At 58.9% G+C, this 12,816-nt stretch carries 15 protein-coding genes; 9 read left to right on the forward strand and 6 right to left on the reverse strand.

Annotation, left to right across the window (positions count from 1 at the left end; all coding sequences use genetic code 11):
* The first annotated feature begins 19 nt into the window (after positions 1 to 19).
* The 3 genes from WHX55_RS22485 (at position 20) to WHX55_RS22495 (ending at position 2,948) form a co-directional block, all read left to right on the forward strand.
* Positions 20 to 1,981, forward strand: a complete 1,962-nt coding sequence (locus WHX55_RS22485) for an acetyl/propionyl/methylcrotonyl-CoA carboxylase subunit alpha (RefSeq protein ID WP_353741353.1) — start codon at positions 20 to 22, stop codon at positions 1,979 to 1,981.
* A gap of 70 nt (positions 1,982 to 2,051) precedes the next feature.
* Positions 2,052 to 2,594 carry an exonuclease domain-containing protein gene (locus WHX55_RS22490; RefSeq protein WP_353741354.1) on the forward strand — a complete coding sequence of 181 codons (543 nt, stop codon included), beginning with the start codon at positions 2,052 to 2,054 and terminating at the stop codon, positions 2,592 to 2,594.
* 69 nt (positions 2,595 to 2,663) lie between these two features.
* The gene (locus WHX55_RS22495; RefSeq protein WP_353741355.1) at positions 2,664 to 2,948 is read left to right on the forward strand and encodes a pyrimidine/purine nucleoside phosphorylase; all 285 of its coding nucleotides are present in this window, start codon (positions 2,664 to 2,666) and stop codon (positions 2,946 to 2,948) included.
* A gap of 70 nt (positions 2,949 to 3,018) precedes the next feature.
* On the opposite strand, the gene WHX55_RS22500 is transcribed toward WHX55_RS22495, so the two are convergent.
* Both WHX55_RS22500 and WHX55_RS22505 read right to left on the reverse strand, forming a co-directional pair.
* Entirely contained in the window at positions 3,019 to 3,825 is an 807-nt protein-coding gene (locus tag WHX55_RS22500; protein ID WP_353741356.1) for an MOSC domain-containing protein, read from the reverse strand.
* 108 nt (positions 3,826 to 3,933) lie between these two features.
* Entirely contained in the window at positions 3,934 to 4,869 is a 936-nt protein-coding gene (locus WHX55_RS22505; RefSeq protein ID WP_007973464.1) for a chemotaxis protein CheV, read from the reverse strand.
* Between the two features lie 463 nt (positions 4,870 to 5,332).
* On the opposite strand from WHX55_RS22505, the gene WHX55_RS22510 reads away from it, so the two are divergent.
* The 4 genes from WHX55_RS22510 to WHX55_RS22525 all read left to right on the forward strand — a co-directional run bounded on the left by WHX55_RS22510 (position 5,333) and on the right by WHX55_RS22525 (position 8,463).
* A complete protein-coding gene (locus WHX55_RS22510) occupies positions 5,333 to 5,803 on the forward strand; it encodes a hypothetical protein (RefSeq protein WP_150726326.1) in 471 nt (156 codons plus the stop codon).
* Positions 5,804 to 6,304: 501 nt separating this feature from the next.
* The gene (locus WHX55_RS22515) at positions 6,305 to 7,198 is read left to right on the forward strand and encodes a sensor histidine kinase (RefSeq protein ID WP_150726372.1); all 894 of its coding nucleotides are present in this window, start codon (positions 6,305 to 6,307) and stop codon (positions 7,196 to 7,198) included.
* Positions 7,195 to 7,854: a response regulator transcription factor gene (locus WHX55_RS22520; RefSeq protein WP_150759469.1), complete on the forward strand. Its 660-nt coding sequence runs from the start codon at positions 7,195 to 7,197 to the stop codon at positions 7,852 to 7,854. The genes WHX55_RS22515 and WHX55_RS22520 overlap by 4 nt, the downstream gene beginning before the upstream one ends.
* Before the next feature lie 294 nt (positions 7,855 to 8,148).
* A complete protein-coding gene (locus WHX55_RS22525; protein WP_224789162.1) occupies positions 8,149 to 8,463 on the forward strand; it encodes a hypothetical protein in 315 nt (104 codons plus the stop codon).
* 64 nt (positions 8,464 to 8,527) lie between these two features.
* On the opposite strand, the gene glp is transcribed toward WHX55_RS22525, so the two are convergent.
* Entirely contained in the window at positions 8,528 to 9,754 is a 1,227-nt protein-coding gene (glp, locus tag WHX55_RS22530; RefSeq protein WP_150726324.1) for a gephyrin-like molybdotransferase Glp, read from the reverse strand.
* Positions 9,738 to 10,277 (reverse strand): molybdenum cofactor biosynthesis protein B, encoded by a 540-nt coding sequence (gene moaB / locus WHX55_RS22535; RefSeq protein ID WP_150755993.1) that lies wholly within the window; start codon positions 10,275 to 10,277, stop codon positions 9,738 to 9,740. The genes glp and moaB overlap by 17 nt, the downstream gene beginning before the upstream one ends.
* Positions 10,278 to 10,358: 81 nt before the next feature.
* Between moaB and mobA the strand changes: the two genes are divergently transcribed.
* Both mobA and WHX55_RS22545 read left to right on the forward strand, forming a co-directional pair.
* Positions 10,359 to 10,961, forward strand: a complete 603-nt coding sequence (gene mobA, locus WHX55_RS22540; RefSeq protein ID WP_151215066.1) for a molybdenum cofactor guanylyltransferase MobA — start codon at positions 10,359 to 10,361, stop codon at positions 10,959 to 10,961.
* A gap of 77 nt (positions 10,962 to 11,038) precedes the next feature.
* A complete protein-coding gene (locus WHX55_RS22545; protein ID WP_007994800.1) occupies positions 11,039 to 11,260 on the forward strand; it encodes a YgdI/YgdR family lipoprotein in 222 nt (73 codons plus the stop codon).
* Between the two features lie 84 nt (positions 11,261 to 11,344).
* Here WHX55_RS22545 and WHX55_RS22550 read toward each other — a convergent pair whose 3' ends face one another.
* Positions 11,345 to 12,235, reverse strand: a complete 891-nt coding sequence (locus WHX55_RS22550; RefSeq protein WP_353741357.1) for a pseudouridine synthase — start codon at positions 12,233 to 12,235, stop codon at positions 11,345 to 11,347.
* Between the two features lie 121 nt (positions 12,236 to 12,356).
* Positions 12,357 to 12,674 (reverse strand): transcriptional regulator, encoded by a 318-nt coding sequence (locus tag WHX55_RS22555; RefSeq protein ID WP_150759471.1) that lies wholly within the window; start codon positions 12,672 to 12,674, stop codon positions 12,357 to 12,359.
* Positions 12,675 to 12,816 lie beyond the last annotated feature (142 nt).

Here is a 12,816-nt window from a genome sequence, read left to right on the forward strand (position 1 = left end):
AACCCCAAGGGAACAACCCATGCCCGGACTCAAAAAAATCCTCATCGCCAACCGCGGCGAAATCGCCTGTCGCATACAGCGCACGGCCCAGGCGCTGGGCTATCGCACGGTCGCCGTGTTCAGCGACGCCGACGCCGATGCACTGCACGTGCGGATGGCCGACGAGGCAGTCAACATCGGCCCGGCCCCGGTGCAACAGTCTTATTTGAACATCCAGGCCATCCTCGACGCAGCCCGGCGCACGGGCGCGGATGCGATCCATCCGGGCTACGGTTTCCTCTCGGAAAACGCCGGGTTTGCCCTTGCCTGCCGGGATGCCGGCATCACCTTTATCGGCCCCAGCCCCGAGGCCATCGAACTGATGGGCAGCAAGCGCCTGTCGAAGATCGCCATGATCGAAGCCGGCGTGCCGTGCATCAACGGTTATCAAGGCGCCGGGCAGGACGATGCCACCCTGAGCCGCGAGGCCGAGCGCATCGGCTATCCGCTGATGATCAAGGCCAGCGCTGGCGGCGGTGGACGCGGCATGCGCCTGGTGCACAACGCCAGCGACTTGCTGGAACAGATTCGCACCGCGCGCTCCGAAGCCCTGAACGGTTTTGGCAGCGGTGAACTGATTCTCGAACAGGCACTGGTCGAACCCCGTCACGTCGAGATCCAGTTGTTCGGTGACCGGCATGGCAACCTGATTTACCTCGGCGAACGTGATTGTTCGGTGCAGCGCCGGCATCAGAAAGTCATCGAGGAAGCACCCTGCCCGGTGATGACCGCTGAGCTGCGCCAGGCCATGGGCGAAGCGGCGCTCAAGGCCGGACGAGCGGTGAAGTACGTCGGCGCGGGCACCGTGGAGTTTTTGCTGGATGCGCGCGGGCAGTTTTATTTCCTGGAGATGAACACCCGACTGCAAGTGGAGCACCCGGTGACCGAACTGATCACCGGGCTGGACCTGGTGGCCTGGCAGTTGAGCATCGCCGAAGGGCAACCGCTGCCCTTGCGCCAGGAACAGGTGCAACTCAAGGGCCATGCCATGGAAGTACGCCTGTATGCCGAAGACCCGACCCAGGCTTTCCTGCCGCAAACCGGTCTCGTCGTGGCCTGGGAACCGGCATTGCAAGACGGCGTGCGTATCGACCACGGCCTGATCGAAGGCCAGCTCATCAGTCCCTTCTACGACCCGATGCTCGGCAAACTCATCGCCCACGGTGCCACCCGCGAAGAAGCCCGGCGCAAATTGCTGCGGGCGGTACAAGACAGCGTGCTGCTGGGGCTGCAAAGCAATCAACGCCTGCTTGCCAGCCTGCTGGAGCACCCGCAGTTCGCCAGCGGTGATTTCAGTACCGGTTTCATCCCGCAGCATTTCGCCGACCACGCCTGCCTGCATTCCGAAACCCCAAGCGCGCACCACTTGGCCATCGCCGCCGCCCTGTTCTATCAGGCTGCAGCACAGGCTCACCCGGCCCTACTTTGCGGTTGGCGCAACAACGCCAGCGTGCCGCTGCACTATCGCATCGGCCTTGAAGATCAGGACTGGCCGGTGGCGTTGCAGGCGATCCCGGGCCAGCCTATGCGCGTTCAGGTCGCCGAGCGCAGCCTCGAACTGAAGATCATCCACAGCGACGGACGCTGGGCCACCCTCGAAATCGAAGGCGTTCGCCAACGCCACGCTTATCGCCTGGAGGCCGGGCGTCTCTGGCTATTTACCCGGCCGGGTAGCCTGCAGTTCGTGGATCGCACTCAGGCGCAGGTCACCGGCCAGGCCAGTGTCAGCTCCGGCACCCTCAAGGCACCGATGGACGGGGCGATTGTTGACGTCCTGGTCAACGAAGGCAGCCAGGTGACCAAGGGCCAACTGCTGGTGGTACTGGAGGCGATGAAAATGGAGCATCCATTGAAGTCGGGCATCGACGGTGTACTCAAACGCTTGCAAGTCAAAGTCGGGGATCAGGTGAAAAACCGGCAGATACTGTTGGAGGTCGAATAAGCCGCTAGGCGGAACCGCCGGGTTTGGCTACGCTCAAACCCTACAGGACGCGGATACCAGGAAACCTGCAATGCCTCACTGGCTGGTCATTGATCTGGAGGCCACCACCGATGAAGGGGGTTGGCCCGTAACGGATATGGAAATCATTGAAATCGGCGCCACCCTGGTGGACCGCAAGGGGCGTGAACTGGACCAGTTCCAGCGCTTCGTCCGCCCCGTGCGGCGGCCGTTGCTGACGCCGTTTTGCCGCGAGCTGACGCACATCACCCAAGCCAATATTGATATCGCACAACCGCTGGGCGAAGTCTGGCCGGCGTTTGAACGCTGGCTCGGCCAACATCACACGCGACTTGAGGGCTGGGCCAGTTGGGGCGATTACGATCGCAAACAACTGCTTCAGGATTGGCAGCAGCTGGGACTCGCCAGCATGCTGGCCAACGTGCCGCACATGAACCTCAAACAGCGTTTTGCCAAGGCCCGACGACTGGAGCGCCCGCGGGGATTAAACGGCGCGTTGCAACTGGCCGGCTTGCAGTTCAACGGCCAACAACACCGGGCGCTGGAAGATGCGCGCAATACCGCACGCCTGCTGCCGCTGGTTCTGCCGCTTTAGACAGGTGACGACGCCAAGGGCCTTGTGCATACTGGCCGGCCCTTTTTAGCCCTTTTCGAGGAATCGCCCATGTTTAAAGTCAACGAGTACTTCGACGGCACCGTCAAGTCGATCGCCTTTGGCACCGCAGAAGGTCCGGCGACCATCGGCGTCATGGCTCCGGGCGCCTACGAATTCGGCACCAGCCAGCGTGAAATCATGCACGTGGTCAGCGGCGCATTGACCGTCAAACTGCCAGACAGCAGCGACTGGGAAACCTTCGCCGCCGGCAGCCAGTTCAACGTGCCGGCCAACAGCAAGTTTCAGCTGAAAGTCGCCGTCGACACCGCTTACCTGTGCGAATACCGCGGCTAAACCGCGGGGCTTCACCGCAATCAAAAATGCCCGTGTTTTTCGACACGGGCATTTTTTATTCTGCGCAAAATTACTCGAGGATCTCCACCGGCATGTCGACTTCCAGTCGACCGTTGCCGTCGTTGACCAGGTTCTGGCCGAACATTGCGCCGTCCGCCTGGGAACGGTATTTCTGCAAGGTGGCCAACGGTTCGCGGTCGTCGCTGCGCTCCCCGGTTTGCGGGTCGATGGTGGTCAGGATGCAGCGTGAACAGGACTTGACCACGCGGAACTCGACCTCGCCGATACGGATACGCTTCCAGCCGTCCTCGGCGAACGCTGCACTGCCTTCAATCACCAGGTTCGGCCGGAAACGCAGCATCTCCAACGGACGCCCGACCCGTTGCGACAAATCCTCGAGAGAGGCCTGACCAATCAACAACAGCGGATAGCCATCGGCGAACGCCACCTGATCGTCATCCTTGCCGTAGCCAGCCTCCGTCATCCGCGCCCGATCCAGCGGCACCTGCACCAGGCGTGTCGGTTTGCCGATGAACTGGCTGACCCAGGCCCCTGCTTCATCGCCTGCATCGGGGACTCGCAAGGTATCGCGCCAGATCGTCACTCCACGCAACTCTGCATCGTTACCAGGCAAGGCAATGTCGATCGGCGAATGGCCGGGCGCGCTAAGGGTCAAGCCACCCTCGGCATTCCACAGCGCCGACAACTGGCTCATCTGCGCCACCGCACGCTGGGTCAGGAAGCGTCCACTGGCCTCATCCACCAGCATCCAGCGTCGATCGCCGTCCAGCCCGAGTTTATCGAGACCGATCGCTTGCAAGGTCTCGCCCTTGGCGGACTTCAACGGATAACGATACAGCGCGCTCAGACGCAACATGGCCAGCTCCCTGGTAGGTTAAAACGCCACCCTATACGAGCTTGGTGACTGAATCAAAGGCTGACGATCAGACACCGCAAACCTGCTCCCACAGTTGTGCAGACCCGCTTAGGCCGGCACTTCGTCAAGCATCAGGCGCTGGCGCACCACGTCGACAAGTTTGTCCGGCTGGAACTTGGAGAGGAAATTGTCGCAGCCGACCTTTTTCACCATCGAGTCGTTGAAGCTGCCGGACAGCGAAGTGTGCAGCACCACGTACAAGCCGCGCAGTCGCGGGTCGTTGCGGATTTCGGTGGTCAGGCGATAGCCATCCATTTCCGGCATTTCCGCATCGGTGAAGACCATCAGCAGTTTTTCGGTCATGTCCACGCCGGTATCAGCCCAGGCCTTGAGCATGTTCAAGGCCTTCAACCCGTCGCTGGCGATGTGCATCTTCACGCCGAGCTGTCCGAGGGTATCGCGCAATTGCGCCAGGGCCACGTTCGAGTCATCCACCAGCAGCACCTCTCGGCCACGGGCGCGTTCCAGCACCGGATCCTCGAGCTTGTCGCGGGAGACCTTGGCGTTGTACGGGACGATTTCGGCCAGGACCTTTTCGACGTCGATGATTTCCACCAGTTGATCATCGACCTTGCTGATGGCCGTCAGGTAGTGCTGGCGGCCGGCGCTGCTCGGGGGCGGCAGAATGGCTTCCCAGTTCATGTTGACGATCCGGTCCACGCCACCGACCAGGAAGGCCTGAACCGAACGGTTGTACTCGGTGACGATAATCGTGCTGCCAGGCCCCGGCACCAACGGGCGCATGCCAATGGCCTGGGACAGGTCGATTACCGGCAGGGTCTGGCCACGCAGGTTGACCACGCCGCACACAAAAGGATGGCGCTGCGGCATCAGCGTCAACTTTGGCAACTGCAGGACTTCCTGCACTTTAAAGACGTTGATCGCGAACAATTGCCGTCCGGCGAGCCGGAACATGAGAATTTCCAGGCGATTCTCACCCACCAATTGCGTGCGTTGGTCTACCGTGTCGAGAATGCCGGCCATCAATGACTCCTGGTCTTGTTCGGATGAATTCACTTAAAGAAGGTTATCGGCTGTTTTTGCCGAAGCTTGACCCTCTCCAAAATGCCATGCCCGGGCATTGATGTCATATTAACATCATGCTTTACTAGCACTGTGATTCCATCTGCTGCACTTCTGCGTCACGCGACCATGGTTCGCGCGAAAGGTTCCCCTGCGTAAGGGATTCCCCTATCAACAATCAGGTGCAACCTGATATTCGCAATATCCAATAGCCATTAATGTGACGCCATTCTCATTGCATGAACGGAGTCAGGCTTTTGTGTGCGATCGCAAGTAAGTGGCCAACCACCCTCTCGTGTTCCCCAGCCTGCCTCCGGGCCAGCCGCAGCTCGTTCACCCGACGACTCGGCAATGCCGGGGTCCCGACCGCCCTCGTCGACACACACGATATCCCCTCATTTGAAATGACGTTGTGGAGATAAGTATGCCGAACGACCGTAAAGAGTGGGCCCAGCGGCTCCCCGAGTTTCTCGTCGAAGCTGAAACACTCCTGGCTAAAACCGAGGAATGCCTGAGTCATCTGCAGTTGATCAGCAATGACAAGGACGCCATCGACTGCATGCTCAGCATACTGCTCAAGCTGGCCAACAAGGCCGATGCCCTGGCGTTGGCGGCCGTGTCTGAATTTTCTCTGCATATTCATGGCCTGCTGAACCACGCCCAGAACACCATGAGCCTGCACGACGAGGCGCTGAGTGCCCTGAAAGACTGCCTGACCCTGATTGCCTGGCAACTCGAACTCATCGACCAGACCACCGGACAGCTCAGTCTCGACGACAGCGAGCAGGTCACCCTGATCGAAGCCTTTGCCTTTCAGGTCGGGCAAAGCCGATTTCGACCACCGGTCAATTCCAGGCCGTTCACCCTCGTATCCTATTCGGAACGACAGGCCTGAACTTGCCAAACCATGCCGTATAGCGTGTTTAGACTATTAATGCCGCGCTGTAACTTGAGTGCGCACATGTCGCAATTGGATACTTCATAGCTATAAGCGACATCTATTAACAACCACTATTGCCCATCGACAATTGCGCGCCTGTCTTGACCAGGTCATTGCCTGGTATCAACAACAAAACCCTGGGGCAATTGGCATTTTGCGACGGCAACAATCAACTTGTTCCATTATGGAAGCGTCGTCCAGACGAGTGGATTCCTGACTTTCCGGACATACATACGGACGCGACCAACGGTATCTTAAGTGCTACTATGCCGCCTGTTAGTTGACGCCAATTAATGGCAGTGTGAATTCAGCCGGATACAGCTCGCTCCAGTTCGGAGCTGAACTCTCCAACAAAAAGTACATCCCGTTGAAGTCGGCGCTCCACATTAAAAACAGGGGCCTGTCAGCCAGCATGACCGGTCAGCCCGCAGCGAACATCCATTGGCTCCATCCGCTATGCACGCCAGCCTCAAGTCAATCGCCATGTGGCCACCTTCCCGAGCATATGCACGCACATTCACGCTGTTGCTATGCGCCTGCTCGACCCTCGGCAGCCTACTGGTTTATGGCTTGTCCATTCCGTTGCCCCTGTCGTTGCTGGTGCTCAGCGTTGCGACGCTGACCAGTGTTGCCGTGCAGTACTGCCTCTCGCGCAAATCCATCAAGTTCCAGCCTCAGGAACTGGCTGACCGGCTGTTGCAGGTTCAGGAAAACGAGCGTCACCGGCTGAGCCGGGAACTGCATGACGACATCGGTCAATTGCTGACCGCCGCAAAACTGCAAAGTGACTGGCTCAAACGCCGGATGCCCGAAGAACTCCAGGAACAATGCTCGGTCCTCTGCGACACGCTGGAAGAAACCCTGGCCAAAGTTCGTGACGTATCCGCCATTCTCAATCCCCGGCAGTTGACCAGCCTTGGGCTGGAAGCCAGTCTGCGGGCACACCTGCTCAAGACCCTGGCCAACACCCCGGTGCACTGGAGCCTGGAATGCCAGCAGCGCCTGACCGGCATACCGGAGGAAATGGCCGTGGCCGCTTTCCGTATCACCCAGGAAGCGGTCACCAACATCCTGCGACATGCCCAGGCCAAAAATCTGCTGGTGTGCCTGCAGCGCCTGCCCCAAGGCCTGAAGTTGCAGATCAGCGATGATGGCCAGGGCTTTGCGCCCGCAACAGACCCTGTTCGTGAAGGGCAGCGCGGTATGGCCGGGATGTCGGAACGGATCGATCAACTGGGCGGCACATTGAGCGTTACCAGCGAGCCGGGCAAAGGCACTCAAATCGAAGCTCTTTTTCCCTGGGCGCCCCGTGCGCTCGAACGGGCCAGTTCGAATAAGGTTATGCATTGACTTGTAATTTACTACTGGTGGATGACCACTCGCTGATCAGGGCTGGCGTGCGCGCCCTGGTAATGGATCTGCCCGGCTATGCCGTCATCGGTGAGGCCAGTGACGGCTCACAGTTGCTGGAAATGGTCGAGCATCTGTCCCCGGATATTGTCCTGCTGGATATTTCGATGCGCCAGACCGGCGGCCTCGAAGCCTTGCAGCAGCTCAAGCGAGTGCGCCCGCAGAGCAAGGTCCTGATCCTCTCGATGCACACCGACCCGGCCCTGATCATGCAGGCGCTGGAGTCCGGAGCCCATGGCTACCTGCTCAAGGACACCACGGCGACTGAGCTCGAACAAGCACTGGAGGCGTTGCGCAACAACGAGCGCTATTTGAGCCCAGCTATTGCCCACACGGTGATCACTCAGGCGCTGACCCGAAACCAGAAACACCAGCCAGAACCTGCCGACTCGCACAACCTGACGGCACGTCAGCTGGAAATCCTGCGGTTGATCGTTCGCGGAAAATCCACCCGAGAGATCGCCAACGGCCTGGGGCTGAGCGTCAAGACCGTCGAAACCCACCGGTCGCAGATCATGAAGCGCCTGCAGATCTACGATGTGGCCGGCCTGGTGCTGTTTGCCGTGCGTGAACAAATCATCAGCCTTGATGACTAGGCACTTCAGCGGCACGTAACAGCGGCGAATCGTCAGGCAGATGCACGAGTAACGCCACTGGCCGCACCGAGAACCACAGGTTGTCCCCCTCCAGGGCAGGCGCGCACGAATAAACATGCTGTCGACGCCAGAAGCCCCCCCCGTCAAAAGTCGCAAGAAATCGAATTATTTCCAGTCGGAAGGATTTGATCCCTACACAGCAGGATTTTTCTTACAAAACGTGAGGAATCGGCTCAATTGACCACAAATCTGAATTGGTAGACCTTGGGCTGCAGGACATCACAAGGACGTGCCATGCAATGCCAAAACCTTGCATCACCGGCCATTTCGGTCTTGCCGCTCACAGATAATAAAACTGCAGGCCATCGAGCTGAATGCAGCAACAGCACAAAAACCACGGGAGAAGTCGATATGGAACCTCGCGTCACCGAGCTGGAAACACACCTCAAGCACATACGCAGGGACATGGACGAAGTCCGGGGTGACGTCAAATCCATCAAACACAGGCTTGCCTATTCAGCCGGCGGAACAGCCGTAATCCTCGGCCTCCTTGGCTGGATCGCCAACAGCCGTTTCGAGCAGGTTATTTCATTGCTTCTGGCGCATTGAGTTGCCATCCACACAAGACCCGGTTCAATCAACCGGGTCTTGTGTGACTAAGCCGTTGTAGCTATCAGCTCAGGACTTCGCTCAACGGAATGAAGTAAACGCTTTCGCCCTGAACCAGCGTGCGACCTTCCAGGACTTCTACCAGTCCATCAGCCCAGGCAGCGCTGCGAAGCACACCGGAACTCTGGTTTTTGTAGATCGTCGCCCTGCCGTTTTCCAGCCGTGCGCGCAAATACTCACGCCGGTTGCCGGGTTGGAGCCAGTCAAACCCTGCCGGCACCTGCACCTTCAGCGGCTCAACTTCTTTTACACCCTGACGGCGCAAGAGATAGGGCCTGGTCAACAAGGCAAAGGTCACGAGGGTCGATGCAGGATTGCCCGGCAAGCCAATCACAGGTACACCGCGAAAATGCCCGAACGTCAGCGGTTTACCCGGCTTGATGGCGAGTTTCCACAACGTCAGTTCGCCCTCTTCGCGCAAGGCGATGCCCAGAAAATCAGCCTCCCCTACCGATACGCCACCGGTCGAGAGGATCAGGTCGACATCCTTCAACTCACCCAATCGGGAGCGAGTGGTTTCCAGATTGTCCGGCAGAATTCCCGCGTCGACGACCTCACAACCCAAACGCTGCAGCCAGCTACACAACAACACCCGGTTGCTGTTGTAGATCTGTCCCGGCCCCAGCGTCTGCCCCGGCTCAATCAATTCGTCACCGGTTGACAGCACCGCCACACGCACCTTGCGAACCACCTCCAACTCAGCGCATCCCAAGGAAGCAGCCAATCCTTGCTCGATCGGCCCCAGTTGCGTACCTGCTGGCAGAATCAACTCGCCGACGGTGGTTTCCTGGCCTTGCGGACGGATGTTCCGACCTTGGGTCAAGGCTTCAGTGAAACGTACTCGCTCATCGGCCTGAACCTCGGCGTTCTCCTGCATCTCGACGCAATCGGCACCGGCGGGAACAGGCGCCCCGGTGAAAATGCGCGCACAGGTTCCTGGCTGCAACGGATCGGGTGCCTGGCCGGCAAACACCTTCTGACTGACCACCAACGGCTCTCCCGTCCAGTCAGCCATGCGCAAGGCATAACCGTCCATGGCACTGTTGGGCCAGGGCGGCAGATCAAGCGTCGACACCAGATCTTCAGCCAGTACACGCCCCTGTACCTGCGCCAACGGCAAGCGTTCGCGCTCGACAATCCTCGAAGCCTCGGCCATTTCCAGCAAGCGCGCCAACGCCTGCTCGACAGGCATCAGACTGCCAGCCTTGCCAGGCTTACCCACGGGATTCACAAGGCGCTGCCTGTTTCAAATGAGGCACGAAATTGCACGGGCGATGCCGCGAATCCAGCTGCTCGGCCAATATGCCGTGCCAACCGGTGCGCACGGCATTGGTCGAGCCCGGCAAGCAGCAAACCAGCGTGCCATTGGCCAGACCGGCCAACGCCCGGGACTGAACGGTCGAGGTGCCGATATCGGCAACCGAGATCTGGCGGAACAGCTCACCAAATCCATCGACCTGTTTGTCCAGCAGGCAGCCGACGGCTTCCGGCGTGCTATCACGCCCGGTAAAACCGGTGCCGCCGGTGATCAGCACCACCTGCACGACATCGTCGGCAATCCAGTTGGCGACTTGCGCGCGAATTTTGTAGAGGTCATCTTTGAGCAACACCCGGGCTGCCAGGTAATGACCGGCAGCGGTCAAGCCGTCGACAAAGACCTGACCTGAGGTGTCGGTTTCCAGTGTGCGGGTATCGCTGACAGTCAGCACTGCAATATTGAGCGGTGCGAAAGGTACATCAGCCTTGGCTTTCATAGGCTCGTCCAGTTGTAGGAGAAACAGCCCGGTGTTATATCACAGCGCTCCGTTTTTTCGCCGCCCCCATGGAGGCCTGCCATGACCACGAATTCACAATTGCCACCCTGCTCCATTCTGCTCCTGGCGGGCGGCCGCGGCCAACGTATGGGTGGTCGGGACAAAGGGTTGCTGGACTGGCATGGCGAACCGCTGATTGCGCATCTGCATCGCAAGACCCGTCCGCTGAGCGATGACCTGATCATCTCCTGCAATCGCAACCTTGAGAAGTACGCACCCTACGCCGACCAGTTAGTCCACGATGATGAAGGTGACTTCCCCGGGCCGCTGGCCGGTATTCGCGCAGGCCTGAAAGCGGCTCGCCATAGCCATCTGCTGGTCTTGCCCTGTGACGTTCCGGGCATTGATGCGGCGCTGATCGACAATATGCGCGAGACCGCCAACCTGCATCCGGACAAGCCGCTGATGGTTCGACATGATGACCACTGGGAACCGTTGTTGTGCGTGATTCCTGTTCTACACAGGGCAGCTTTTGAAAATGCCTGGAACGAAGGTGAGCGCAGCCCTGGCCGGTTGATGCGCAAGCTCGGCGCAACCGCGCTGCAATGCCCCGACAAAGACCCTCGGCTGGCCAACCTCAACACACCGGAACTTTTAAGCGGTCATGACACTGTGTCAGACTGACAATGATCAGGAACTTGCGCGGACGCTACACGTCTCAAGCTCAGCAACCAAAGAATTCTTATTCGGAGACACAACTCATGACTCAACGGACCCTCGCCACTTTCATGCTCGCACTCGGCCTCGCCACCCTCGCCGGTTGCGCATCGCCTACAGTGATCACCTTGAATGACGGTCGCGAAATCCAGGCCGTCGACACGCCACAATTCGACAAGGATTCCGGTTTCTACGAATTCGAACAGCTCGATGGCAAACAGACCCGCATCAACAAAGATCAGGTTCGTACCGTCAAAGAGCTGTAATCCTGGTGCCACCGGATACAGAAAAGCCCGCTTGATGCGGGCTTTTTCATGCCTGGAGAACAGCGCGTCAGGATCGCTTCCTGATCACCATTGCAGGGTGATTTCACTCTCGAACTCTCGCGCCTGGCCTGTGACCGGATCGATAAATTTCAGCCCCTGAGCCAGCAGTTTCAAAGGATTCGCGTAGTCATCCTGCGCATCCTTGAGCACCTCGGGGTAAAACGGGTCGTTGCAGATACCTGCGCCCAACGCTGCCATATGTACCCGCAGCTGATGTTTCTTGCCCGTCACCGGGTAAAGACCATAACGCCAGAGATCCCCCTGTTTTTCCCTGACGTCGACTGCAGTCTCGGTGTTGCTGGCTCCCGGGCCCTCCTGCATGCGGAAGAACGGTTCGCCATCGACCAGTCGGCTTTTATGCACCAACGGGAAAGCAAGGTCAGGCAACGCCTTTGCGATGGCCTCGTAGCGCTTTTCGATTTGCCGGGTTGGAAACAACGACTGATAAGCCGAACGAGTCTGCGGATTGGCGGAAAACAGCACCAGCCCCGCGGTGTGCCGGTCTATGCGATGCAATGGCACCAGGTGCGGATTGTCCAGGCGCCGGATCAAGCGCCTGAGCAGCGTCTGTTCGACGTACTCGCCAGCCGGCGTCACGGGCAGGAAGTGTGGCTTGTCGGCCACCACCAGATGCTCGTCCGCGTACAGGATCGACTCGATCACCGGGATCGGCTTTTCATCCGGCACTTCGCGAAAATAATGAATCCGCAAACCTTCCCGGTAGGCCAGATCGAGGGCAATCGGCATACCCTGCCCATCAAGGACCCGACCACGGGCGATTCTGTCCAGCCATTGTTCACGACCGATAGCGCTGAAATGCTCACACAGGCAATCGACAACGGTCTGCCACGGGCCAGGTGGCAAGTAGAGCGTACTGGCCTGGCTGTGTGCCGCGGAAAAAGAAGAAGTGGACATACGAAAGCTCTAACCTCAGTGCAGAGCGGCATTATCCAACAGCAAGGGGAATGAACCTAGGGGGCGTTCTCAATTAGTTTTCCCGGCGTGAAAACTAATTGAAAACGCCCCCTAAGATTCCTCAAGCCGGGATCTGTGTGTGCGCCGCCGCTTCGGTGTACTCTTTGAGCCAGCGCAGTACATCGACCGCCTCCCAGCGAGCGGGGTCGTACAGGGCGTACAACAGTCCCTGATAACCCACGACATCGAGTTGCCGGTGATAACCCGCGCGTTGAAACAAGGCTTCGATTTCTGCGAAACAGGTATTGAAATGCGTTTTGTTGAAGGGTGTTTTCCCCTCGGTCACCAGACCATCCAGACGCAACTCAAGGACAGCCTCGCGCACGACGTCTGCGGACATCCGGTTCACGCTGTTCTTCAACTGTTCGACATTGACCACGATTCATCCCTCTGACGCCCGGGCTTGCCTGCTCACTCCCGAAAATCAGGACCGGCAAGACAGGCACCGCGAATAACTGTATACGCATACAGTATCCGATCAACACCGAATAAGCCAAGGGGATCAATCGCAAAGTTCGACA

Source organism: Pseudomonas fluorescens (genome assembly GCF_040448305.1).
Lineage (GTDB): Bacteria > Pseudomonadota > Gammaproteobacteria > Pseudomonadales > Pseudomonadaceae > Aquipseudomonas > Aquipseudomonas fluorescens_BH.

What these genes read in the sequence shown, in the direction of transcription:
- WHX55_RS22495 (WP_353741355.1), top strand. Translation starts at nt 2,664, where the DNA reads ATGTTTAAAGTCAACGAGTACTTCGACGGCACCGTCAAGTCGATCGCC.
- WHX55_RS22485 (WP_353741353.1), top strand. Translation starts at nt 20, where the DNA reads ATGCCCGGACTCAAAAAAATCCTCATCGCCAACCGCGGCGAAATCGCC.
- WHX55_RS22525 (WP_224789162.1), top strand. Translation starts at nt 8,149, where the DNA reads ATGCAATGCCAAAACCTTGCATCACCGGCCATTTCGGTCTTGCCGCTC.
- WHX55_RS22490 (WP_353741354.1), top strand. Translation starts at nt 2,052, where the DNA reads ATGCCTCACTGGCTGGTCATTGATCTGGAGGCCACCACCGATGAAGGG.
- WHX55_RS22515 (WP_150726372.1), top strand. Translation starts at nt 6,305, where the DNA reads ATGCACGCCAGCCTCAAGTCAATCGCCATGTGGCCACCTTCCCGAGCA.
- WHX55_RS22505 (WP_007973464.1), bottom strand. Translation starts at nt 4,869, where the DNA reads ATGGCCGGCATTCTCGACACGGTAGACCAACGCACGCAATTGGTGGGT.
- WHX55_RS22550 (WP_353741357.1), bottom strand. Translation starts at nt 12,235, where the DNA reads ATGTCCACTTCTTCTTTTTCCGCGGCACACAGCCAGGCCAGTACGCTC.
- WHX55_RS22500 (WP_353741356.1), bottom strand. Translation starts at nt 3,825, where the DNA reads ATGTTGCGTCTGAGCGCGCTGTATCGTTATCCGTTGAAGTCCGCCAAG.
- moaB (WP_150755993.1), bottom strand. Translation starts at nt 10,277, where the DNA reads ATGAAAGCCAAGGCTGATGTACCTTTCGCACCGCTCAATATTGCAGTG.
- mobA (WP_151215066.1), top strand. Translation starts at nt 10,359, where the DNA reads ATGACCACGAATTCACAATTGCCACCCTGCTCCATTCTGCTCCTGGCG.
- WHX55_RS22510 (WP_150726326.1), top strand. Translation starts at nt 5,333, where the DNA reads ATGCCGAACGACCGTAAAGAGTGGGCCCAGCGGCTCCCCGAGTTTCTC.
- WHX55_RS22545 (WP_007994800.1), top strand. Translation starts at nt 11,039, where the DNA reads ATGACTCAACGGACCCTCGCCACTTTCATGCTCGCACTCGGCCTCGCC.